The sequence below is a fragment of the Streptomyces sp. NPDC001393 genome (genome assembly GCF_053597455.1).
This window is the reverse complement of sequence record NZ_JBSFIH010000017.1, coordinates 70,098-93,279: the sequence shown is the minus strand read 5'-3', so window position 1 is coordinate 93,279 and position 23,182 is coordinate 70,098. Positions and strand designations below refer to the sequence as shown.

The window sequence follows — 23,182 nt, the reverse complement described above, 5'->3', positions numbered from 1 at the left end:
GAATTTGATGAGAATCAACCTTCTCGGGCCGCTCCAGGCCTACGGGGACGATCCCCGCGTCGACATGGCGCCGGCCGCCCAGAAAGTACGTCAGACACTGGCGATGCTCGTGCTGAACCTGGGCCGGGTGGTGCCCTTCGAGCAGCTCATGGACGAGCTGTGGAACGACAACCCGCCGGCCAGCGCGCACACCGCACTGCAGACGTATGTGTACCAGATCAGGAAGCGGTTCTCCCTCGGTAATCCGAGGAGCGGCGGCGCGGTACGGGCGGCCGGGCCGCTGCTGGGCACGGTCGACGGCGGCTACCAGCTGTCGCTGCCCGCCGACCACGTGGACGTCTTCCGGTGCGAGCCGTTGCTCGCCCGTGCCCGGGCGGAGTTCCGGGACGAGGACTTCGCCCGGGCCCGTGACACGGCCGCCGCGGCGCTGCAGCTGTGGCGGGACGATGCCCTTGTGGATGTACGCAAGGGTCCCACGTTGAAGGCCGAGTCGGTTCGCCTGAAGGAGCTGCGTACCAGCGCACACCACCTGCGGATCGAATCCGACCTGCACCTCGGCCGGCACCACGAGGTGCTCGGCGAACTCACCTCGATGGCCGGGCGGGAACCGACGGACGAGCGGGCCCAGGGCAATCTGATGACGGCTCTCTACCGCATGGACCGGCGGGCGGAAGCCCTCCAGGTCTACCGGCGGGCACGCGAGCGGATCGCCACCGAGCTGGGTCTCGACCCTTCACCCCAACTCCAGGCACTGCACACGGCGGTGCTCACGTCGGACGAGGCGCTGCTGCGTCCCGCCGGGCGGCTTACGGCCGTGGCCGCCGTCACCCGGGCGCCCTGCCATCTGCCCGCCCCGCGCGAGCGGCTGACCGGACGCGCCGGCCAACTGGCGCGCCTCACCGCAGCGCTGGCCGGCCGGGCGCGGGAGGACCGGCCGCTCGTGATAGTCGGGGGCGCCCCCGGCACGGGGAAGAGCGAGCTGTGCCTGCACGCCGCGCATCAGGTGAGCGGTCACTACCCGGACGGACGGCTCTACGCCCGTCTCCGTGACGCCGCCGGCCGGCAGGTGCGGCCCGCCGAGATCCTCCGCTCGTTCCTGCGTGGACTCGGCGCGACGGAGGAGCAGTTGCGACTGGGCACGACCGACCTGAGCCTGCTGTTCCGTACCTGGACCGCCGACCTGCGCGTCCTGGTGGTGCTCGACGACGTGTGCGACGTACGGGACTTGACGCCGCTGCTGCCGTCCGGCGCCGGCTGCGGCGTGGTGATCGGCAGCCGACGGCGGCTGTTCGTGTCCTCGTCGGCGGTCCACGTCGAACTGGCCGCACTGCCCTTCGACGACTGTCTGCACCTGCTGGCATCCGCCGTGCCGAGACACCCGATCACCCTGGACCCGGAGGGGCTGCGACGGCTGGCCGGGTTGTGCCGGGGGCTGCCGGGCGCGCTCTTCGCGGTCGCTTCGCAGTTGCGCCGCCGCCCGCACTGGACGGCCCGGCAGGCCACTGCCTGGGTCCTCGCGTCCGGGGGCGCCGACAGCGATCCGCTGGGCGTGCGGGCCGGGTTCGACCGGACGCTCGCGACGCTGCCCGCCGAGTCGCGGTCCCTGGCGTCCGCGCTGTTGTCTCCCGGCGTCCCCGATCCGCTCACGCCGGCGCTTGCCGCCGCGGCCCTGGGGATCAGCGACCAGCGGGCCGAGGACCTGCTGGAGGAGTTGGCGGAGAGCTACCTGCTGCGCGCGCGGCACCCGTGCGTGAATGGCCGGTTCTCGTACCAGTGGGAGCTTGGAATGCGCCCGCTCGCGACGCGGCGGAGCAGCGCGCAGGTCATGTGCTCCGCCTGACGGTCACGCTCCAGGACGACCTTGCCCGTCGTGCCGCGCGTCCCCAGCGCGTGGTGGGCGGCGAGGCCTCTCCCTGACCCGTGCCCCGCACGAGTTCAGTCCAGCAGCCAGTCGTCGGTGTTGATGCCACCCACCACGTATTTGTTGTGCTTGGCGACGAAATCCGCCGATTGGGTCCGGTTGTACTCGCGCACAGCACTGTCTCGCGCCTCCAAGGGCCGGTCCACGCCGACGAACACGCTGTAGAGCGGGGTGGGCTGGGCTCCTCGGCGCAGCTTGGCCTCATACGTGTTGATGCCCAGGTGGATGCTGCCGACGCTGCGGCCCACACCGGCATCAATCTGGTGGTAGAACATCAAGTTGTAGTAGTCGTCGGCGTTAGGCACCGAGTAGTCGAACCCGGCGGCTCGGGCGTACAGCACGTCGTGCTGCCGGTAGCGCAGCAGAAAACCGACAGCCTTACCGTTCTCCTTACAGAGCAGCACCGAGCTTTCGTCGCCGAGGAAACGGCTCTGCCGATCGAAGATGGTCACCGCGCGCTCCTCGTCGTGCGCGGCGTGCCCGTACTTCTGCATGAGCGCGCTGTTCAGCGGGGCGATCTCCTTGACCACCTCTCGCAGCGGCAGCTCGGTCACGACTCGCCCACTCTCCCGGAACCTGCGCAGCTCGCGGCGAACGCGCTGCCGCCGGCCCGCGGGCAGCCAGGCGACGTACTCGTCGAAGTCCGCCCACAGGCCGATTGGCATCCTGGTCTCAACGTTGTGCAAGAGCAGTACCGCTCCGTCCGAGGCGTGAGCCGTCGCCAACTCGCGTGCGGTCTCCAGCGGTAGGTAGCAGTAGGCCAGCACGCTCGAATCCGCTTGCTCGGCCAACCGCAACGCCTCCGCGGTGAGCTGGCTGAGGGCCGACTCCCGCTGCTCGGCTGAGGCATTTACGTGCCCAGGCACCTGTCCGCGAAACTCCGACCAGCCCGCCGCGATGGATAGCGGCCTCGTGTTCAGATGGGCTGCTCGCTCGTCACTGATCACCTCGCCCAGCACGTCCCCAGGGGAGTAGAGGTCGTGCGGTGCGTTGGTGAAGCTGTACACCTCCAGACCCGCGACCGGGGTGCCCTCGCTGTCGCGTGCCAGCAGGTAGCGGACATAGGCCTCGGGTGGGAGTGCCTCTTCGCGCACTCCCGCGAATCCGCTGGTGGAATAGATGTTGGAACCGACCGTGAGCGTGTCCCAGTCAACGGCAGGCAACTCCGCGAAGGAGTCATAGGCCGAGACAGACATGGAAATCTCCTGTGGCGAGGGGGATGGGGCGGGCGGCGAGTGCGGGTACGGATCGCTGGGCGCCGGCGCTGGTCAGTAACTTCAGATCGCTGTTCGTGGCCGACAGCAGGACGCCCTGACCTCGCACGACGAGCGGCTCAGCTCCCGGGCGGGGGGCGTCACTGATCGGCAACGATAGGAGGGGCGTCTCAAGCGCGATTCAAGCCGGCTTACCGCGACGGCAGTCGGCCTCAGCAGTACGGCTCCCACTGCTTGTACTCCAGAGCGTCGGAAACCGCGGATGAAGACTCGCGCAGACGGGCGAGCAGGGCGCGGTTGTGCTCGCGGATCTCCTCGTCATACCCGGCCAGCGGGCTGTCCTCGGACAGGTCCAGCAGCCACAGCGGCCGGAGCCTCGCGCCGCGCAGTGCCTTTCCTTCCGCGGTCTCAGTGCCCGCGTGAATCCGGCGCACTCCCGGGAGCCGCGCCGCCATGTAGTAGGTGAGGTTGAAGTACTCGGCGGCCGAGGCGAGTCGGTCGTGGTCGAGGCCGAGCCCCCGCAGGTACAGGGTGTCGCCACAACGGTAGTACAGGCAGAAGCCGACGGGCGGTTCGCCGGGGCGCGAGCACAGCACCACTTGGGCGCGCGAACCGGCGAGTTCACCCTGCTTGCGGAAGGACTCGGCCATCGGGGCCACGTCGACCGTTCTGCCGTAGCGCAGCAATGAACGGGCCAGCAGCCGGGCGACGTCCTGCCAGGACTCGGTGAGCGTCCGGTGCTCCAGCTCGTATCCGGCCTTCTCGAACTTTCGTATCTCGCTTCGGATACGGCGGGCCCGGTGCGACGACAGCGATTCAAGCCAAGCCTGGAAGCCGGCGGGCGGGATCTCGATCCAGGCGTCGGTCTTCAGCGCGACCGGGACGGTCCGCACCCCCGCCGCGTGCAGCGTCCCCACGTCCTCGGTGGTCAAGTACATCGCCACGCGGGCGATCTTCGACTCCTCGTGCAGGGGTGAGCGCAGCGCGCGGACCGCGTCGAGCACCTCCGCGGCGGCCTCGGTCCGATCGGTCCCCTCGCCAGTCAGCAGATGCGCCAGGTAGCCGCGGCGCTGGCCGATGAGCAGGCCGCCCGGCTCGGGAGCCGGCAGGCCGCGCGCGACAAGCAGGTCGTGCCACCGCAGGTCTGGGGTGGGCTCGTCGGTCACCGCCGCCACGGGGATCGCGGCCCGGCCGCCGCCCGGGGTCTGCACGTGCAGACCCCCGGAGACCGCCCCGGACTCCAGTGCGCACACCCGCAGCCACAGCGCCGACGAGTAGAACCTGCCGTCGGCGAGCCGGTCCCACTCGGTGTCCCCGACCCCGCCGATGGCGTCGGCGAAAGTGTCCGTCGTGGCGGTCATGGCGCCTCCCATAGTCTCTGCCTGACCGTGGCCGCGCGTTCGCTGCGCGATCGGATGGTGAGTGTGCCGAACACCGGGCCGGGTCGCGCCCGCCGGCCATGGCCGTTACGTACGGACTCGCTGCGGGCACCCGACCGCATCACGTTCCCCATGGCTGCGGAACTGTTCTTCTTCCGGTGTTCGAGCATTCTAGTCTTAACACAGATATTCAGTGTCCACGGGGGCCGTTGGCCGACAATTGAGCCGCAATTGAGTCGCATCGGGGACCGGGGTGAAACAGTGAACCCTGCGGGCCGAAGGGCCCCGTCACCATCGAGCAGGGAGACTGCATGTCGGCGGAGCGGGTAGCAGCCCAGTACAACGAGGAGTCCCGCACGCCGGGCAGTGACTTGCGTACAGTCGCCCAGCGCATCAAGGACTTCCCCACGCTCGCATCCTGGCATGGCGAGTATTTGGCCAGACCCCTTTTCGTCGCCGAGCGCGAGATTCGCGAGTTCGCCGACGACCTGCAGCACCTCATCGCAATACTCTTTTCCTTGCCGGACCGGATGTTCGGCGGCGATCTGGAGGCATTCCGGTCGGTGCTCGGCATCAGCGACGACCGCTGGGAAGTGATACGGCGGTTCGGTGACCTACGGCCGCCCTACTATGGCCGGGCCGACATGTATCACGACGGCACCTCATTCAAACTGCTCGAAACCAATCTGGGGAGCGAGACCGGCGGCTGGGGCCTCGCGAGTGAGATGTCCCGGGCGACGATGGAGGTCGACGCCTTCGCCGACTTCGCGCGCCGGAACCGGCTCGGTTACGTGCATCCCGTTCGCGGCGTGGTGGAGGCGCTGCGCCGCTCCGGCGCCCGGGTGGCACCCGGGCGCGACCCGGTGGTGGCCCTGCTGGAATGGCGTGGCGGTCTGACGGACTACGGCGAACTCTGGCTCAACTTCCAGTCCGCACTGCGCTGGGCGGGCCTCGACATCCTGGTGGCCGAGGTCTCCGACGTGCACGAACGCGGCGGGGCCCTCTATCTCGGGGAAACGAAGATCGACGTGGTCTACCGCTCCTTCGTCCCGGACCAGATCGCCGAGGAACCCGACGGCTGGGACCTGGTCGTACCCCTGCTGCGTGCGCACCAGGCGGGCGGGACGCTGCTGTGGACCCCGCTCTCCAGCACCATGTTCGCCAACAAGGCCTGTATGGCGCTGCTTTCGGACCCGGCGCGGCGGCGCGACCTCGGCGAGGACGAGTGTCGGCTCATCGACCGGGTGCTGCCCTGGACTCGGCTGATCAACACTGACGCGCTCAAGACCGACCCCGACCTGGTCGACGAATGCCTGGTGCGGCGTGAGCAGTTGATCCTGAAGGTCAACGCACGCGGCGGCGGCGTCGGCGCCGTGGCGGGCTGGGAAACGGACGACGCCACTTGGCAGCGCGCTCTGGAGAACTCCGCCATCGAAGGATGTGTCGTACAACAGCGAGTGATTCCCCGGCCTGAGCTTGTGGTGGACCCGGTATCCGGAGAAACCGAGGAATGGCATGCGGTCTATGGCATGTTCTACACCCCGCGTGGTTGTGCAGGAGCAGACGCCAGGGTCGTGCCGGCCGGTTCGGGCGGCATCATCACCGGCAGGTCTCATGCCAAGGCGCGCGCCGCAACCGTCTTCCACCAGAGCGAGCTGCCCGCCTGGGGCGAAGTGCCTGCCATGGGCGAATTGCCGGCGGGCGCGGCGAAGTAATGGGAAGCCATGATGCCGCAGCATTCCTCGGCGCCTTCGGCGTGGCGGCGGATTCAGACGGCCTGGGGTCTGCCGGACCTCGCGGAAAAAGGCCGATTCGTCACGGCCAATCTGATCGACAGCCTGGGAAACGGGTTGGTGATGGCGTTCACCGTCGTCTTCTTCGTGAGGACGACGTCGCTGTCACTGGTCGCCGTCGGCGCCGCGCTGACCGTCGGCCAACTGCTCGCCCTGCCCGTTCCGCCCTTTATCGGGCCCCTGGTGGACAAATACGGTCCGCGCACCGTGGTCGCTGCGGGTAACTGGGTTTCGGTTGTCGGATTCATCGGTTTCCTGTTCTCGCACGCGGCCTGGCAGATCGTGCTGTGGCAGTTCGTGGTGCAACTGGGTGCCACCGCCTTCTGGATGGGCAACAGTCCGCTCATCGTGCTGGTCGCCCGGGACGCCGAGCGGGCTCGCTGGTTCGGCTTCGTCCGTGCCCTGCGCAACGTCGGCATCGGTTTCGGCGGCGCCGCGTCCGCGGTGGCCCTGAGCATCGGAACCGTCGCCGGGTTGCGGGCGGTCATGGTGATCAACGTGGTCACCTTCGCCGTCGCGGGCTGGCTCGTGATCACCTTCCGGGTCACGGACACGAGCGAGGCGGCCGACGCCGGGCCGGCGGAGCAGAAGCTCGCTGAGCCGGAGCAGGCTGCGGGCGAACCCACCGGACAGCCCTCCTCAGGCGGCTATCGCACCGTGCTGAAGGACACGCGGTATCTGCGGCTGGTCGCGACGAACATCTCCTTCGCCTTCGCCTCCACGGTGATCACGGTGCTGCTCGCCGTCTACGCGGCGGACAACCTCGCTGTCGGCTCCTGGATCGTCGGCGTGCTCGTCGTGCTGAACACGGCCATGGTCGCGCTGCTCCAGACGCTCGCCAGCCGGTGGATCGAGGCCCGCAGGCCGGTGACGGTGCTGGTGTTGGCCCTGCTGTTCAACGCTGCGGCGTTCGTCGTCTTCGGTACGCTCCTCGTGCTGCCCGGCTGGGCGGTGATCGCCGGGCTGCTGATCGCGATGGTGCTCTACACCGTGGCCGAGATCCTAGGCTCGCCGCCGACGAGCGAGCTGAGCGTGGTGATGGCGCCCGAGCATCTGCGGGGCCGCTATCTGGGCGTGTACCAGATGTCCTGGTCGGTCGGCGGTGCCCTCGCCCCGGCGCTGCTCACAGCGCTGTTGGAGGGCGGTGCGGCGCTGCCCTGGGTGTTCCTCGCCGCGATCAGCATGCTGTCCGTACCGCTCGTGCTCGGGCTCGACCGGCAGGCCGCGGCCACGAGCGAGGCCGCACCGGCCGGGGACGTCGCCCCCGTGGAGCAGCTCGACGGCGACGCTGTCGGCTGAGCCTGCCCGTCGAGCGTGCACCGCGCTCGATGCCGACCGCGGCGGCCCACAGCAAACGTTGCCCTGATCAGGGAGGCGAACACACGACCAGTTGGGCACTGCTAGAGATCTTCAATGGCTGGGGCTACGGTGGTTGGAGGTCGAGTCCGGTCTTGGCGGCTGACGTGCGTGTTCAAGTTGTCCCAGACCAGCACGATCGGCCCGCCGAGCGGCTGGTGCGGCACCCAGCGGGCGGGCGTAGTCGGTCTCGGTGAAGCCCTTGCGACGGCCCTTTGCGGGACCGCGGTCCAGGTGGATGCGGTAGATCAGCCGCAGCCGATGGCCGGACCTGGTGCAGATCAGCGCCGCCATGGACACTCGTTTGGTGCCCTGGGCGGTGACCTTCACGATTGGGGTGTGGCCACGGCGGCCCCGGTTGCGGCCCTTGGGCGGCCTGAGACACTGGCCGGATTCGTCCTCGAAGCATACCCGGGCGCCCAGGTCCGCCGCCCCCCCTTTTATGACGGGCCACTGCTCGTCCTTCCAGGCGGCGATCTTCGCCTCGTCCCGCTCGGTGGCCCTGCGCGAGAGCACCTGCACACTCCAGCCGATGCGGTGCAGCAGCAGGTCCAGCCCGGCCAGGGTGTACCCCACGCTGAACCGGCGGCGCACGACCTCAGTGACCCTGGCCGGCGTCCAGCACTGGTCGGACCAGCCCGCAGCAGCCGGGCCGGCATCCAACACGGCTTCCAGGTGACGGAGTTGTTCCGCGTCGAGCTTGCGGCGGGCGCCGCCAGGGCCCTTGGAGACCAGAGCCTGCCGACCGCCCGAAGCCAACGTCCGCCGCCACCGGTTCGCCGACATCCGAGTCACCCTGAACCGGCGGGCCACCAACCGGTCACTTGCCCCGGCCTCGATCAGATCGGCGGCTGCGAGCCGGTCCTGCTCACCGATCAAGATCAGGGTGTCGATCGGTTATGTCGCACCATACGGTGCTCGTCCATGCCAGACCCGCTCCGCAGATCGCTCACGGCCTACCACCACCCGGTGGCACACCATCCCGTCACGTCCCGATGTAACCCGCACAGTTGAAGGTATCTAGTCCTTGGTGACTGTCGCCCTTTGCGCCTGTTCGAGCTTGTCGATCAGGCGGGCGAACTGCTCGGGATGACTGATGTGGGCGACATGTCGTGCGTCCTGGATCTCCACGAACTGCCCCTGCGGTAGCAGGTCGGCGAGTCGTCGAGCGACCTCGTGGTGATGGGGGACGGACAGGGAGCCGGCGGCGACAACGGTGGGCGTCTGGAAGTCCAGCGGGTCGAAGAACGGCACACTGACGGTCGGATCCGTCATCTCGGCCAGCAGCGAGGCTCCGTCGGCAGCGAGATCCGCCGGCTGCGCACGAGCGAGTACCAAGTGGCCTGTCCGGCCGAGGATTTCGGTAAGCATCGCGCGAGCCGCCTGCTCGGGTCCTCCCTCGACCGCGCTGCGGCTGACCGTTTCCTCCCAAGGGTCCGAGGCAGGCCACCACGGCAGCCACCGCACCGGAGGCTCGAACGCGACGACGCCCGCGGTCGACTCCGGCCTGCGGGCGGCGGCGGCCAACGCCACCAGCGCGCCATAGCTGTGGCCCACCACCACATGTGGTCGGTCCAGCTCTGCCAGGACTGCACAGAGATCGTCGACATGCGTTGCCATGGACACGTTCGAATCGCCCAGCGACCGTGAACGGCCCCACCCGCGCCGGTCGTAACCGACAACCGGACGCCCCGGGAGGTAGTCCACAACCCGCCGGAAGCCGATGCTGCGGTCCATCGAACCGTGCACGAACACCACCGGACCGGCCGCCGCAGTGACTGCGCCGCCAACCTTGCTGACGACAGGCCTGACCCGCAGCCCACTCGGTACCACGGCCGAAAACCCGCTCACCGCGCTTCCTTCCGCCGGCCCACCAACCGCACTACACCGGCCAGCGTGGGGTCTGCGAGCAGTTCATCCACTCGGATCTCCATGTCGTACCGCTCCTCGGCGGAAACCATGAACTCGGCGATGGCCAGCGAGTCTCCGCCCGCCGAGAAGAAGTCGGTGTCCAACTTGACGGCCGCCTGCGGCAGGCCCAGGCAGGACGAGAAGAGACGGGCAAGCTCCCAGGTGATGTCCGACGGCTCGTCGGTGCCCGGGGTGCGGTCTTCGGTGGGCTGAGAGACTGCGCCAGGGGACGCTGCGGCCGGCCTGCCCCCGCCCGGTTCGATCGCCTGGACGCGAGCCGGCTCCGGCGCGTCATGCCCCGCCTTGCCATTGCGGGTGATGGGCAGCCGGTCGGCGAGGGTGAACGTTGCGGGGATCATCCCGGTGTGCAGGTGCGCCGCGAGGTACGTACGTACATCGGCCTCACGCCAAGCACCAGGCGCTGAGGGCACGACGATGGCCGTCAGCCGACCGTCGCGTTCCGTGACGAGGCACATGCCCACCCCTGGCGCCCTTTCCAGAATGCGCTCCACTTCGTCCAACTCCACCCGCTGCCCTCGGATCTTGACCTGCCGGTCGCGACGGCCCACGTACTCCAGGACCCCGTCCGCGCGCCACACGCACACGTCACCGGTCCGGTACAGCAGTCGTCCCGGCTCGTCGGCGAACACGTCCGGTGCGAAGGAGTCGGCCATACGGTCCGGGCGGCCGAGGTATCGACCGACGCCCACCCCTCCGACGTACAGCTCGCCCGGGCAGCCGACGGGCAGCAGCCGCCGGTCGTCGTCGAGTACGTAGACGCGTTTTCCATGAACCGGCCGCCCGATCGGCGGGGCTTCGTCGTCCGAGCACTCGTGCCACGTGGACCAGATCGCGGCCTCCGCGGGTCCGTAGAGGTTGAGCAACCGGCGTCCCCGCGCACGCCACCGGCGCACCAGATCGCCGCGCAATCGCTCGCCGGCGAATGCGGCGATCCGCAGGTCGGGTAGCTCCTGACTGGGAATCACAGCCCACACCGAAGGGGTCATGATGGCGATGGTCACCCGCCGTTCGCGGAACAGGCGCGCCAGGGGCGGGCCCGGCATGAGCTCCGCACTGCTCGCCAGAACGAGGGTCGCTCCGCACAGCAGCGCCAGCACGATCTCGGATATGCAGCCGTCGAAGTTCAGGGACAGAAACTGCAACACCCTGTCCTGGGGATGCACCTGGAACACACGTCGCTGGGCAATGTGCAGGTTCGCCAGCGACTCATGGCTGTTGACGATGGCTTTCGGCTGCCCCGTGGTGCCGCTGGTGAACACGACGTAGGCGGTGTTGCCCGGCATGACACCTGTGATCGGCGGATCGGCTGCCGGAGTGGCCTTGTCCAACAGGGTGACATCCGCGGAGACATCAAGCCCTTCGATCCGGTCGGCGGTCATGTCATCGGTGAGGACCACCCGCACGTGTGCCTGCTCGAGCATCGTCTTCAGGCGTTCGGTGGGGCACGCGGAGTCCGCCAGCAGGAAGGCGCCGCCCGCCTTGGCAACGGCCAGTAGGGCCACGACGAGGTCCACGGATCGTCGCATGGTGACGGCGACGACAGACTCGGGTTCGACGCCGAGCGCGCGCAGGCGGTGTGCATTGCCGTTTGCGAGCGCGTCGATCGTGGCGTACGAGTAGGGCACGCCTTGGTCTTCGACCGCCGTGGCGTCCGGTGTCAGACGGGCTCGTTCCTGGAACAGCACATGCCAGCAGACCAAGGCGGGGGTTCCGACCAGGGCGCTGGTCTCGTTCCATTCCGTGACCAGCTGGTGCCGTTCGAGGTCGGTGAGCGTCCTCGGCTCCCGCGGGACATCCTGCGTGTTGGCCGGCGGGTCGATGCTGGGCGCGTTTTCCCTGGGGCCGCGCTGAACAGTCATCCCGGCGTGGGCCCGGGACCGCGTGTTGCCATGCCGCCCCCATTGGACGGTGTCTGACGACCCGTCGAGTGGTGTGAACTCCTGGTACTGCTCGATGAAGCCCTGAATCGCCCATCCGGCCAGCCGTTCCGCGAAGGGCGCGCCGAGGCAGTAGTGCGCTCCCGCTCCGAAGCCCAGGTGACGCCCCTCACTGCGGCCTATGTCGAAGACGAGCGGTTCCGTGAACTTCCGCGGGTCGAGGTTGGCAGCGCCGAGAAGCACGATGACACTCGCTCCGGCCTTGAGCCGCACTCCGCCGACCTCGACATCGCGCACCACATGGCGCCCCACGTACTGACTCGATCCGTCGATGCGCATCAGCTCGTCCACCGCGGACTCGATGAGGGACGGCTCGGCGCGCAGTCGCTTGAGCTGCTCAGGTTGCTCGGCGAGCAGCAGTATTCCGGTGGATACCAGGTGAGTGAGGGTCTGATAGCCGCCGGCGATCAGAACCATGGCGTTGGCCGCGACCAACTGCAGTAGTTCCTCCGGCGGTTCTCCAGAGGAATCCGAGCGAGGGCCGAAGTCGCCCTGCAGGCCGGTCGCGAGCGCGGAGAGGAGGTCGTCACCAGGCTCCGCCACACGCTCGGCCGTCAGCCGGCGGAGCCCGGCGAGTGCCTCGTCGATAACCGGAACGATCTCGATGTCCGTCCGGCTGGGAAAGGTGGACACACTGCTCAGCAGCCGCTCGTAGGCATCCGCCCACCGGGTCAGTTCCTCGCCCCGGCCGTCCATGCCCAGCAGATACGTCATCAGGTGGGTCGGCAACTGCTCGGCGAAGTCCGCCACAACGTCGATGGTCCCGTGGTCGGGCAGCGAGCGCAGCAACTCGGCGACGATGTCCCGCATTGCCGGATCGTGCCGCCGCACGCTCGCCCGGGTGAACTGCCCGCGCAGCGCGTTCCGGATTCTGGTGTGCTCGGGAGGATCGCTGAACAGGAACTGTGCCGAAAGCATTTCTGCGGTCGGCAGGAAATGTTCCATGCCACGCTGCTGCAGATCTCCGGGGGCGTGATGACGGGCAGAGGAGAAGACCCGGCCGTTGGAAAGGATCTCGGCCGCTTCGGAATAGCCGGAGCAGACCCAGACGCCTCCTACTTCGTCGTAGAAGATCGGCGGGAGCTCCGCAATTGCGTTCCAGTACACCTGTGGATCGGCAATGACGTCAGCACGCTGAAGGTTGTGGATGCCGTGTCGCACACGGTCGTAGCCAGAAACGGGTGCGGGACTCCTGGAAACCACTGTCTTTCCCAGTTCCTCTTCGCCGGGGGTCATGTTGAACGTCCCTCGCTGGTGTCTCATGATCTGGTTTGTGTCGCCTGGAGCCCTTTGAGTCGCTGGGCAGAGGAATTGGGCCTGTCGCACTCGTCGAGTCCGGGTCCGCAGGGTGCCGGTGCTCGACCAGGACGACGCTTGCGCTGTCGGCGCTGCTCATCGCCGTGTGTCCGCCTCCAGGGCCTCGGCGAGGCCCGCGACGGTGGGGTTTTTGAAGACCAGGACCGGCGGGACCCGGCGCCCGAGTCGCTCGCCGAGCCGGCCCGCGACCGTGGTGATGGTCAACGAGGTGCCGCCGACGTCGAAGAAGTCGTCCTGTGGCCCGAAGTCATCCTCGACGCCCAGGCACTCCCGCCACACTTCGGCGACGAGGAGCTGCTGCTCGGTGACGGCCCGGCGGGTGGCGGGGGCCGGGGCGGGCACCGGGCGTGGGTCGGGCAGTGCGTCCCGGTCGACCTTGCCGTTCGGGGTGAGGGGGATCTCGCCGATCAGGGTGTAGCTCTGCGGCAGCATGTACGGCGGCAGTTGCTCCGCCAGGTGGGCGCGCAGTTCCGCCGGGTCCGGGGCGGGTCGGTCGGGGTGCTCGGGAATCAGGTAGGCCGCCAGCTGGTCCACACCTGCGCGGGTGCGGCGCACGGCCACCACGCAGTCGGCCAAGGTGGGGTGACTCTGCAGTGCGGACTCGATCTCGCCGAGCTCGATGCGGAAGCCGCGCACCTTGACCTGGTGGTCGTTGCGGCCGAGGAAGACCAGATTTCCGTCGGGCAGCAGCCGGACCACGTCGCCCGTGGCGTACATACGGGCGCCGGGCTCCGCGGCGTACGGGTCGGGCAGGTACGCCGAGGCCGTGCGGGCAGGCCTGCCGAGATAGCCGCGGCCGACCGCGCTGCCGCCGACGTACAGCTCGCCGCGACAGCCCGGGGCGACCGGGCGCAGCCGCGGGTCCAGCACGTAGAGGTGCGCGTTGTCGGTCGCCCGGCCGAAGGGGACGCTCGGGAGATGGCTGTGCCGGTCGAGCAACTCCTCGGTGATCGGGCAGAACGCCGAGGTGACGGTCGCTTCGGTGGGCCCGTACTCGTTGAAGACCTGGCATTCCGGCGCCGTGGAGGACAGGATGCGGCGGGCCACATCGTGCGGCACGGCCTCGGCGCCGGTGAACACCAGGCGTACGGAGGCGAGTCGGGGAGCGGGATCCGTACCGGACTCCAGCAGGATCCGCATCTGCGAGGGCGTCGCGTTGAGCGTGGTGATGCCGCGCTCGGTGACCTCTCGCAGGAACTCCTCGGGGTCGTAGGCGGCGGTGGGGCTCGCCAGGTGGAGTTCGGCGCCGGACACCAGGCACTGGAAGATCTCCCAGACCGAGTTGTCGAACGCCACCGAGTGGTTGAGCAGGGCCCGGTCCCGCCCGGTGAGCCGGCAAAGCCGCTGGTTCCACTCCAGGAACCCGGTGATGTTGGCGTGGGTGATCGCGACGCCCTTGGGGTTGCCGGTCGAGCCGGACGTGTAGATCACGTAGGCGAGGTGGTGCGGTTGTGCCTCCTCGGCCGGCCCGGGGTCCGCCCCGGGTTGCTGGTCCACCGCCACGAGCCGCACGCCGTTGCCGAACAGGGCCGAGGCGGGGTGCCCCGGGTCCGCGACGACCAGGCCTACGCCCGAGTCGGCCAGCAGGTACTGCAGCCGGTCCGTCGGGTAGCCGGGGTCGAGCGGGACGTAGGCGCCGCCCGCCTTCAGCACGCCCAGCAGGGCGACCACCAGCTCCACCGAGCGTTCCAGGCAGACGCCGACCAGGCTTTCGGGGCGCACGCCCACGGCCCGCAGTTCCCGGGCCAGGGCCGAGGCCCGCGCGTCGGTCTCGGCGAACGTCAGCGACCGGCCGTCGCCCACGACGCAGATCGCGTCCGGGGTGGTCCGCACCTGGCGGTCCCACAGACGGACCAGGGTGGTCGGCTCGGGCAGCGGCTCGGCCCGGTCGCCGATGGAGAGGGCGCGCAGCTCATCGGCAGAGACGATCTCCAGCTTGGACAGCCGGGCTGTGGCGCCGGACACCATCTGCTCGATCACCCGCAGGAAGTGCCGGCCTAGGCCCCGGACGAAGTCCGCGTCGAACAGGTCGGTGGCGTACTCGACGGAGATGCTGAGGTCACCGGCCCCGGCGGCGTGGTCCGTCACGTCGACGGCGAGGTCGAAGCGGGCGGTGCCGAGCCGTCCCTCCAGCTCCTTGCGGTCGTACAGCTCGGTGAGGTGACCGGCCCTCGGCTCCTCGTGCAGGGCGAACAGCACCTGGAAGAGCGGGTTGCGGCTCAGGTCGCGCTCCGGGCTCAGGTGCGCCACCAGCTTCTCGAAGGGCAGCTCCTGGTGCGCGTACGCCTGCCGCGCGACTTCGCGGACGCGGCCCAGCAGCTCGCGCCAGGTCGGGTCTCCGGACAGATCGGTGCGAAGGACGATGGTGTTCACGAAGTAACCGACCACATCGTCCAGTTCGGGGCGCGGTCGGCCGCCTGCCAGGGTGCCGACGGCGACATCGCTCTCGTCGGCGTACCGGCCGAGCAGCACCTGCAACGGGGCCAGCAGGCCCATGAACAGGGTGACGCCCTCGGCCCGGCACAGAGTGCGCAGCCGTTGCGCCAAGTCGGCTGGGATGTGCAGCAGTTCGCGGCGGCCGCGGTGGTTCGCGACGGCCGGCCGGGGGCGGCTGGTCGGCAGCTCCAGGACGGGCACGCCGGACAGCCGGGTGCGCCAGTGGTCGAGCAGCCGCTCCAGCTCGGCGCCCGTGAGTCGCTCGCGCTGCCAGGCCGCGTAGTCGGCGTACGTCACGGGCAGCGGCGCCGGAGCGGGGCGGCGGCCGGCGGCGAGCTCCGTGTAGAGCTCGCCCAGTTCCCGCACCATCAGATCGATCGATGCGCCGTCGCACGCAATGTGATGAATCGTCAGCAACGTGATGTCACGGCTCGGGGTGCGCAGCACGTCCGCGCGCAGCAGCGGTGGGCGGTCGAGGGCGAAGGGGGCGCGGATCAGCTCGGTCACCAGCGCGTCCAGGTCCTCCTCGGGGACCTCGGTGCGGCGCAGCGGCACCGGTCCCGGCTCGCGCAGTTCGGGGCGGCCCCGGCCGGCGACGGCGACGAGGGCCGTGCGCAGCGCCGGGTGCCGTTGCACCAGCGCGGAAAGGCAGTCCTGCAGCAGCGTCAGGTCGACGCGCCCGCCGGGCATGCCCAGGGCGACCGGCAGGTGGTAGGCGGGCACTGAGTCGTTCAGCTGCTCGAAGAACCAGATCCGCTCCTGGCCGAAGGAGAGTTCGGCGGTCGCCGCCGCGGGGATCGGCTCGTCGTCCGAGGGCGCCACGCCGTCCAGGGCGGCGGCGAGCGTGGCGGGTGTCGGATGGGCGAAGACCGACTGGGCGTCGACCGGCACGCCGAGCTCCGCACGCAGCCGGGCCACGACCCGAACCGCGGTGAGTGACTGGCCGCCCAGGCCGAAGAAGTCGTCGTACGGGGACACGTCGTCGAGCCCGAGCACCTCGGACCACACGTGGCGCACCGTCGCGGTGTGCGGCGGCAGCCGGGCGTCGTCGGGCATCGGCTCGCTCGCCCGGACCGGGCTGTGCGGGATTCGCCGCACGGCGTCGCGGTCGGCCTTGCCCGCAGGGGTACGGGGCAGGGCGTCGAGCACTGAGTAGCCCTGGGCCACCATGTGGGCGGGCAGTCGCTGCGCGAGGTGGTCACGGATCTGGCGGGGCAGGTCCTCGGTCACGTTGCGCGCGTCGTGCGTGGGCACTAGGTACGCCACCAGCTGGTGGCCGCCGGCTGCCTCGCGGTCGACGACCACCACCGCGTCCGTGACGAGGGGGTGGCTGCGCACACAGGCCTCGATCTCGCCGAGCTCGATGCGGAAGCCGCGCACCTTGACCTGGTGGTCGTTGCGTCCCAGCACCTCCAGCATGCCGTCGGCGGACCACCGGGCTAGGTCGCCGGTCCGGTACAGGCGCCCGGAGGCGTCCCCGAACGGGTCGGGCACGAACCGGTCGGCGGTCAGCGCGGGCCGGTTGAGGTAGCCGCGCGCCACGCCCGCGCCGCCGATCCACAGCTCGCCGGTGACTCCTGGGCCGGCCTCCCGCCCACCCTCGTCGACGACGTACAGCCGGGTGTTGGACAGGGCCGCGCCGACCGTGACCCGGTCGGCCACGGCGTCGATGCGGGCAGCGGTGGCCCACACCGTCGCCTCGGTCGGCCCGTACAGGTTCCACAGGGTGCCGCCGGTGGCGAGCAGGTCGCGGGCCAGCTGCGGATCGAGTGGCTCACCGCCCGACAGCAGTACCCGGCCGTGCCCGTCCGTCCAGCCGGACGCCAGCAGCATCCGCCAGGTGGTGGGGGTCGCCTGGACGACGCTCACACCCGCTTCCGCGATGGTGGCGGCCAGCAACTCGGGGTCGGTGTTGGCGGCGCGCGGGGCCATCACCACCGCCGCTCCCCGGGTCAGCGGCAGGAACAGCTCCAGTATCGAGATGTCGAACGACAGCGGGGTCAGCGCGAGGACCCGGTCGTCCGCCCCGAGGCCGGGGCGTTCGGCCACACTCTGCAGGAACGAGGCGATCGCCGCGTGGTCGACGGCCACGCCCTTGGGCAGGCCGGTCGAACCGGAGGTGTAGATGACGTTGGCCAGGTGGTGCGGGTGTACCACCGGGGCCACCGGTGCGGCAGGTTCCGCGGGGAGGTCCTCGACCAGCAGGACGTCGGCCACGCCGGACGCCAGGGCCTGCGCGCGGTGGTCGGCGTCGCACAGCCACAGCCCGGCCCTCGAGTCGGTGGTCATGTGCCGCAGCCGGTCGGCCGGGTAGCTCGGGTCGAGTGGCAGGTACGCGGCGCCCGACTTCAGGATGCCGAGCAGGGCCACGACCATCTCGACCGAGCGGCCCAGACAGACGCCGACCAGGTTCTCCGGTCCGATGCCGCGTGCCTGCAGCTCGGCGGCGAGTGCCGTGGCCCGGCGGTCCACGTCGGCGTAGCTGGCGCGGTGTGCTCCCGCGACGACGGCGACCGCGTCGGGTGTCGCGGCCGCCTGCTGCTCCCACAGTGCGACGAGGGTGGTCGGCGCCATGAACGATCCTTTCTCAGCCCCGTGCGGGGAAGGTGCGCGTGATCGTCTCTGCCAGCTGTCGTTCCGCGCCGCGCACATACAGGTGCGTGGCACCCGGGAACAGGTGCAGTTCGAAGTCGGCCGAGGTGTGCTTGCGCCAGTCGGCGAGCTCCGTCCTGTCGACGCTGTCATCGTCCGAGCCGGCCAGAACGGTCAGGGGACAGGGCAAGGGTGCCTCGGCGCGGTGCGTGTACGTCTCGCACAGCGTCAGGTCCGCGCGCAGCAGCGGTAGCAGCAGCTTCTGCAACTCGGCATCCACGCCGTCGAATTCGGCTGTGGAGAGCAGCTTGTCGTCCGGCAGCGTGTGCCGCGGGTCACGGTCCGGCAGGCCGGGGGCGCGCATGCCCGACAGGAACAGGCGGTCAGGTAGGCGCGTGCCAAGTACACGTAGTCGCCGGGCCGTCTCGAAGGCGATCAGGGAGCCCATGCTGTGACCGAAGAAGGCGTACGGCAGGTCCGTGTGGTCTGCGAGGAGCGGCGCGAGCGCGGCCACGGCCTCGTCCAGGGACGTCAGGGCCGGTTCGGCGAACCGGTTCTCCCGGCCGGGCAACTGGACCGTACAGACTTCGACGGTGTCCGACAGGTACGCTGCCAGCTGGTAGGCGGAGGCGCCGGCTCCGGCGTGCGGGAAGACGAACAGGCGCCGCTGCGCGGTGAGTTCACGGCTGCCGAGCCCGCGCAGCCAGGCCGCTGCGAGGTCAGCGGCCGTCATCGTGACCCTCGTACGGAGCGCGGGGTCAGGTCGGTCCACACCTGCTCGATGTGGTCCAGGCACTGCTGGCGGGTGCCCCGCGCGCCGGTGGCGGTCCAGCCGGCGGGTAGGGCACGGTCGGCGAACCAGACCGAGTACTGCTCCTCGTGGTTCACCACGACGACGTACTGGTTCCCGGGGCGCGGGGCGGTTGAGGCGCTCATGCGTCAGACCCCCACCCCGGTGAAGAAGTTGCTCTCGCGGTGGCCCCGGCCCGCGGCGACGACCCGGTCGTGCACCCACTTGCCGACGGCGAGGTCGAGTACGCCGAGTCCGAACGGCGAGAAGATCGCCGGGCGTTCGTGGTCCCGGCGCAGCCGCGCGCGCAGCAGGTCGGCGAGGGTGCCGTCGACGAAGTCCCGGTTTCCGGTGCGCTGTTCGGTCAGGTGCAGCGAGGTGCGCTCGCGTACGGCGTGGTCGACGTCGTCGGTGAAGTTCTGGGCGGCAAGGATCATCTCGGGGGCGAGGTCGCGCAGGGACAGGTGCAGGACCACCGGGTTGTGGGCCAGCAGCTGGGGGTCGTGCAGGTGCGGTTCGCCGGCCACGGTGGTCAGCAACACCAGGTCGCAGTCGGTGAACGCATTCTCCACCGTGTCGGCGACCACGATCTCGGCCTCGGTGTGTTCGGCCATGACGGCGCCGAAGCGGTCCGCCGCCGCCGGGTCGAGGTCGAAGAGCCGGAAGCCGTCGATCTGCCAGTCGAGATCACGCAGGAACCGCCATACGTGCTGGGCGATCAGACCCGTGCCCACGATGCCGACTCGGTGGGCACGGCGCGCGCCGAGCAATGTCTGCGCGCCGAGCACCGCGGAGGCCGCGGTCCGCGTCGCCGAGACGATCGAGGACTCCATGCAGGCGAACGGGTAGCCGGTGACGCAGTCGTTGAGGATCAGCGTGGCCGAGGCGCGGGGGATTCCGTGCTGCGTGTTGTCCGGAAAGCTGGCGATCCACTTGTTGCCGGCGACCTCGAACTCGCCGCCCAGATAGGCGGGCAGGGAAATGATGCGCGATCGGTCCTGGTGCGGGAAGCGCAGGAACGAGCTGTGCGGGTTCGAGCTCTGTCCGGCGTCGTGCGCGAGGTAGGCGGCACGGACGACCTCGATGAGTTCCGGACGGTGACGGTCCGTCTCGGCGGCGATCTCGCCCGCGCCGATCACGGTCATGGGCGGTGGGGCCAGGGTGGACACGGGGTGGTTCTCCTTCAGTTGACGGCCAGGGCTTCGTCGCCGACGGGCTGTACCGCTTCCGCGCGCAGCTGCTGGACCCACGTGGGGTCGTAGACGGTCTGGGCGTAGGCATGGCCGCGGTCGGCGGCGATGAACGCGACCCGGGCACGGTGTGCGCAGGGACGGTGACGAGCGAAGTAGTCCTGGACGGCGGCATAGGTGCTGCCGGTCGAACCCCCCGCGTACAAGCCGTACTTGGCGACCAGGGTGCCGCAGGCCTCGACGGCGCGCACCTCGGAGACGATCTCGACCTGGTCGATCAGCGCCTGATCGCACAGCGGCGGCACGATGCTGGAGCCGATGCCGGGGATCCGCCGCTTCTTCGGCGGGCCTCCGAAGATCACCGAGCCTTCGGTGTCGACAGCGACGACCACGCAGCCCGGGTACGTCTCCTTGATCCGGTGAGAGAGCCCGGCGATCGTGCCGCCCGTGCCCACTCCGACGAAGAGGTAGTCGAGCGGGCCGGCCTGCGCGATCAACTCGCCTGCAGTGAAGCGGTAATGCGCGTCGCGGGCGTCCGGATTGGCGTACTGGTTGGGCCAATAGGCCGAGTCGATTTCGACCAGCAGTTCCTGCACTCGGGACAGCCGGGTCTTCAGGTAGCTGCCTGCCGTATCACGGACGGATACCTTCTCCACCCGCAGGCACAGCTGGCGGAGTTGGGCCTCGGTGGCCTCGTTGCAGTTCGGATCGATGACCGGAACGAACGAGATGCCGAGCATTCGGCAGTAGAAAGCCAGAGCCAGCGCGAAATTGCCGGACGACGACTCGATCACCGTGGTGTCGTGCGCTATCTCCCCGCGACTGATTGCCTGTTCCAGAATCCACAGTGCCGAGCGGTCTTTGGTACTTCCGGCGGGATTGCAGAATTCCAGCTTGGTGACGACGTCGTACTGCTCCTCCGCCAGGGGAATCAGCGGGGTTCCCATGAGACCCTTGCGGATTTGCTTTGTCCGTTCGAGTAGAAATTGATCAGCACGCCTGTGGAGCATGGGCCGAGTGTGGCACGGGGTCGGTCGAGGCGGCTCAACCGCGACTCAAGTCCGGTGCGCCAAAAGCCTGTCGGGGATAGGGCAGCGGCTGTCCAACCGTCCTCGACGGACGGTTGGACAGCCCTTCGGCATCAGTTCGTTCAATTCCGCGGGCTGATTCCCGCCGGTGAGCCCTTTCCGACCTGCCTGATACGGTTTCCGGAGGAACCTCGGCGGGCTGGCGGGGTGGCTGCCGAGCACGGTGCTGCTGGTCGGCGCCATGCGCCTCGCCCGGCGGGCGGCGGGGCCTGGCCGCCGGGTCGGCGCGCTGCGCGCAGGCCACGGCGTGGACCCGGCCACACCGTCAGCCCCTTGGTCTCGGCAGCGCAGCAGGAGCGGGTGCTCGACTGCATCCGCATCGGCCAGGCCGAAGGCGCCACGATCGCAGCCCGGGGCGTCCTGCCTGCCGACCCCGCACTGGCACAGGGGTTTTCGTCCCACCGACCCTGTTCACGGGGGTGACCGGCAACATACGCATCGCGACCGAGGAGATCTTCGGCCCAGTGGCCACGGTCACCGCGTTCTCCTCGCAGGACGAGGCTGTGGAGATCGCCAACGAATCGGACTACGGACTGCAGACCGGCGTCTACAGCCGCGACAGCGCGACCGCGTTCCAGGTGGCCCGGCCACTGCAGGTCGGAATGGTGTTCGTCAACAACTGCTTCCGCGGCGTCCTCGGCACTCCCTTCGGCGGCACCAAGCACGGCGGCTACGGACGCGAGCATGCCATCGGAATCCTGTGCGAATTCGCTTACCCGAAGATGATCCGCTTGCCCACGGGCTTGGCCCCCCATTCCGCAATGGCGATCCCGTCACCGACATCTACGGTCCCTGAGCTTCGACGTCTACGTGATGCCATCTCGGGCGTGTCATCGCTGACGCCTTCCCGCAAGGCGATGTGTTCCACGAAGCGGTCGGGCAAGACACCGGACCAGTACTCCCCGTCAGGCTGGCAGCTGACTGCTTTGTAGGCGAGTGCTTGGAAGATGACGCCGTCGCGGATGCCGATCAGGGCGCCGTGGGCGACTACGAGCAGAGCCCGTCCTTCAGGGCGAGAGTGCCAGTTGGTGAGTGCTACGCCGCCTGGTGGATCGTTCCCTGAGTCGATCCCCGGTGAGGCTGCGAGGCTCCGACTGGTCCGCGACTTCCCCGGGAGCCACGCCGATTTAGGGCGAACGACTACGCAAGGTTGTCGGCTGTTCACGGATGGCGGCCCCGAGCTGAGGCTGGATGGGGGATGCTCAACCTCTCGGGCGGGGTTGTCACGTCTGGCAAGGAGTGGACCGACGACGGTGAGGTGCACGAGGTGTACTCGCTCAAGCGTCGCGCGGCAAGCGCGACGGGGCCTGTTCCCATCCCGCCGCAGTTCGTACGCATGCTGCGTGCCCATGTGAATCGGTTCGACGTGGCACCTGACGGTCGACTTTTCCAGAACCAGGCTGGCAACTACGTGGACGCTGCCGCCTACGGCATCACATGGGCGCGGGCCCGGGAATACGCCCTGACCCGTACCGAGCGCACATCTCGCCTGGCCAAGCGGCCTTACGATCTCCGTCACGCCGGGATCTCGTTCAGCGCGTCAGTCAAGGTGACGTACCCGAGGGCTGAACCGGGGGTTTGGTCCGTGACCGGTCCGGGAGCACTGGTCAGGAGGGGTACAGCCGTGGGGCGAGTTGGGAGTTGGCGCGCAAGCCGGGCTCGGCCGAGAGCGGGCTGAGTGAAGGGCGCCTGACGGGTGAAAACCCAGGTCAGGCGCCTTTTCGCATGTGTCTAGAAGAAGCCCAGCCTCTTCGGCGAGTACGACACCAGCAGATTCTTGGTCTGCTGGTGGTACACATCTGACCTCGCTCCTGACCTGCGACAAGGAGTGGAAATGCCGAGTGCCAGGTTGATTCGGTCCGCACCTGGTCCGGATCTTGATGGGTGGTACGTGGTGCTAGCGAGTGGGCCGCGGCCCCACGTGGCACAGGTTGTAGAGACCGTCCGTGGGCGTCCAGGCCAGTCCAAGATGAGCGCGTAATGCCAGGTCAGGGGATTCTGGCCCGGGGGAGTCGACGCAGCCGGTGATAGACATGTGACAGCGGCGTGTGACGAGAAGCCCCGCAGGTGCGGCCCGGCGGGGCCTGTGAGCACGTGGGGTTTCTTGTCCGCCGTGAGCACCGCCGCACTCGGGTGCTCCGCTCCCGAGCGCCCGAAGCATGGACGCGGTGACGACACGCCCTTCTCTTGAAGACAGCGGGCTACTAGCGGCCGATCCCTATCGAGGCGGCCCGCGT

General features: G+C 69.3%; 13 protein-coding genes and 1 pseudogene. 4 read left to right on the top strand and 10 right to left on the bottom strand.

Going from position 1 to position 23,182, the window contains the following annotated elements; genetic code table 11:
- Positions 1–7 precede the first annotated feature (7 nt).
- The gene (locus ACWC2T_RS20180) at positions 8–1,840 is read left to right on the top strand and encodes a BTAD domain-containing putative transcriptional regulator (protein WP_450671705.1); all 1,833 of its coding nucleotides are present in this window, start codon (positions 8–10) and stop codon (positions 1,838–1,840) included.
- 95 nt (positions 1,841–1,935) lie between these two features.
- On the opposite strand, the gene ACWC2T_RS20175 is transcribed toward ACWC2T_RS20180, so the two are convergent.
- On the bottom strand, positions 1,936–3,117 hold the full coding sequence (locus ACWC2T_RS20175; RefSeq protein WP_450671704.1) for a GNAT family N-acetyltransferase: 1,182 nt from the start codon (positions 3,115–3,117) through the stop codon (positions 1,936–1,938).
- Between the two features lie 230 nt (positions 3,118–3,347).
- The gene (locus ACWC2T_RS20170) at positions 3,348–4,496 is read right to left on the bottom strand and encodes a GNAT family N-acetyltransferase (RefSeq protein ID WP_450671703.1); all 1,149 of its coding nucleotides are present in this window, start codon (positions 4,494–4,496) and stop codon (positions 3,348–3,350) included.
- A 329-nt stretch (positions 4,497–4,825) separates the two neighbouring features.
- On the opposite strand from ACWC2T_RS20170, the gene ACWC2T_RS20165 reads away from it, so the two are divergent.
- Entirely contained in the window at positions 4,826–6,229 is a 1,404-nt protein-coding gene (locus ACWC2T_RS20165; RefSeq protein WP_450671702.1) for a hypothetical protein, read from the top strand.
- Positions 6,230–6,238: 9 nt separating this feature from the next.
- Entirely contained in the window at positions 6,239–7,606 is a 1,368-nt protein-coding gene (locus ACWC2T_RS20160) for an MFS transporter (protein ID WP_450671701.1), read from the top strand.
- A gap of 146 nt (positions 7,607–7,752) precedes the next feature.
- Here ACWC2T_RS20160 and ACWC2T_RS20155 read toward each other — a convergent pair.
- The 8 genes and pseudogenes from ACWC2T_RS20155 to sbnA all read right to left on the bottom strand — a co-directional run.
- Positions 7,753–8,557, bottom strand: a pseudogene (locus ACWC2T_RS20155) (IS630 family transposase); the annotation flags it as partial.
- A 126-nt stretch (positions 8,558–8,683) separates the two neighbouring features.
- Entirely contained in the window at positions 8,684–9,514 is an 831-nt protein-coding gene (locus tag ACWC2T_RS20150) for an alpha/beta fold hydrolase (protein WP_450671700.1), read from the bottom strand.
- Entirely contained in the window at positions 9,511–12,768 is a 3,258-nt protein-coding gene (locus ACWC2T_RS20145) for an amino acid adenylation domain-containing protein (protein WP_450671699.1), read from the bottom strand. Before ACWC2T_RS20145 ends, ACWC2T_RS20150 begins: the two co-directional genes overlap by 4 nt.
- Positions 12,769–12,924: 156 nt before the next feature.
- Positions 12,925–17,859 (bottom strand): amino acid adenylation domain-containing protein, encoded by a 4,935-nt coding sequence (locus ACWC2T_RS20140; protein ID WP_450671698.1) that lies wholly within the window; start codon positions 17,857–17,859, stop codon positions 12,925–12,927.
- A gap of 13 nt (positions 17,860–17,872) precedes the next feature.
- Positions 17,873–18,610 carry a thioesterase II family protein gene (locus ACWC2T_RS20135; protein ID WP_450671697.1) on the bottom strand — a complete coding sequence of 246 codons (738 nt, stop codon included), beginning with the start codon at positions 18,608–18,610 and terminating at the stop codon, positions 17,873–17,875.
- Positions 18,607–18,813: an MbtH family protein gene (locus ACWC2T_RS20130; RefSeq protein WP_450671696.1), complete on the bottom strand. Its 207-nt coding sequence runs from the start codon at positions 18,811–18,813 to the stop codon at positions 18,607–18,609. Before ACWC2T_RS20130 ends, ACWC2T_RS20135 begins: the two co-directional genes overlap by 4 nt.
- A 3-nt stretch (positions 18,814–18,816) precedes the next feature.
- The gene (gene sbnB, locus ACWC2T_RS20125) at positions 18,817–19,812 is read right to left on the bottom strand and encodes a 2,3-diaminopropionate biosynthesis protein SbnB (RefSeq protein WP_450671763.1); all 996 of its coding nucleotides are present in this window, start codon (positions 19,810–19,812) and stop codon (positions 18,817–18,819) included.
- A 38-nt stretch (positions 19,813–19,850) separates the two neighbouring features.
- Positions 19,851–20,804, bottom strand: a complete 954-nt coding sequence (gene sbnA / locus ACWC2T_RS20120) for a 2,3-diaminopropionate biosynthesis protein SbnA (RefSeq protein ID WP_450671695.1) — start codon at positions 20,802–20,804, stop codon at positions 19,851–19,853.
- A 245-nt stretch (positions 20,805–21,049) separates the two neighbouring features.
- Here sbnA and ACWC2T_RS20115 point away from each other — a divergent pair, with 245 nt between their 5' ends.
- A complete protein-coding gene (locus ACWC2T_RS20115; protein ID WP_450671762.1) occupies positions 21,050–21,877 on the top strand; it encodes an aldehyde dehydrogenase family protein in 828 nt (275 codons plus the stop codon).
- Positions 21,878–23,182 lie beyond the last annotated feature (1,305 nt).

Coding starts and splice junctions, on each gene's coding strand:
- sbnB (WP_450671763.1), bottom strand. CDS start 19,812: ATGACCGTGATCGGCGCGGGCGAGATCGCCGCCGAGACGGACCGTCAC.
- ACWC2T_RS20135 (WP_450671697.1), bottom strand. CDS start 18,610: ATGACGGCCGCTGACCTCGCAGCGGCCTGGCTGCGCGGGCTCGGCAGC.
- ACWC2T_RS20180 (WP_450671705.1), top strand. CDS start 8: ATGAGAATCAACCTTCTCGGGCCGCTCCAGGCCTACGGGGACGATCCC.
- sbnA (WP_450671695.1), bottom strand. CDS start 20,804: ATGGGAACCCCGCTGATTCCCCTGGCGGAGGAGCAGTACGACGTCGTC.
- ACWC2T_RS20145 (WP_450671699.1), bottom strand. CDS start 12,768: ATGACCCCCGGCGAAGAGGAACTGGGAAAGACAGTGGTTTCCAGGAGT.
- ACWC2T_RS20165 (WP_450671702.1), top strand. CDS start 4,826: ATGTCGGCGGAGCGGGTAGCAGCCCAGTACAACGAGGAGTCCCGCACG.
- ACWC2T_RS20160 (WP_450671701.1), top strand. CDS start 6,239: ATGATGCCGCAGCATTCCTCGGCGCCTTCGGCGTGGCGGCGGATTCAG.
- ACWC2T_RS20175 (WP_450671704.1), bottom strand. CDS start 3,117: ATGTCTGTCTCGGCCTATGACTCCTTCGCGGAGTTGCCTGCCGTTGAC.
- ACWC2T_RS20130 (WP_450671696.1), bottom strand. CDS start 18,813: ATGAGCGCCTCAACCGCCCCGCGCCCCGGGAACCAGTACGTCGTCGTG.
- ACWC2T_RS20140 (WP_450671698.1), bottom strand. CDS start 17,859: ATGGCGCCGACCACCCTCGTCGCACTGTGGGAGCAGCAGGCGGCCGCG.
- ACWC2T_RS20170 (WP_450671703.1), bottom strand. CDS start 4,496: ATGACCGCCACGACGGACACTTTCGCCGACGCCATCGGCGGGGTCGGG.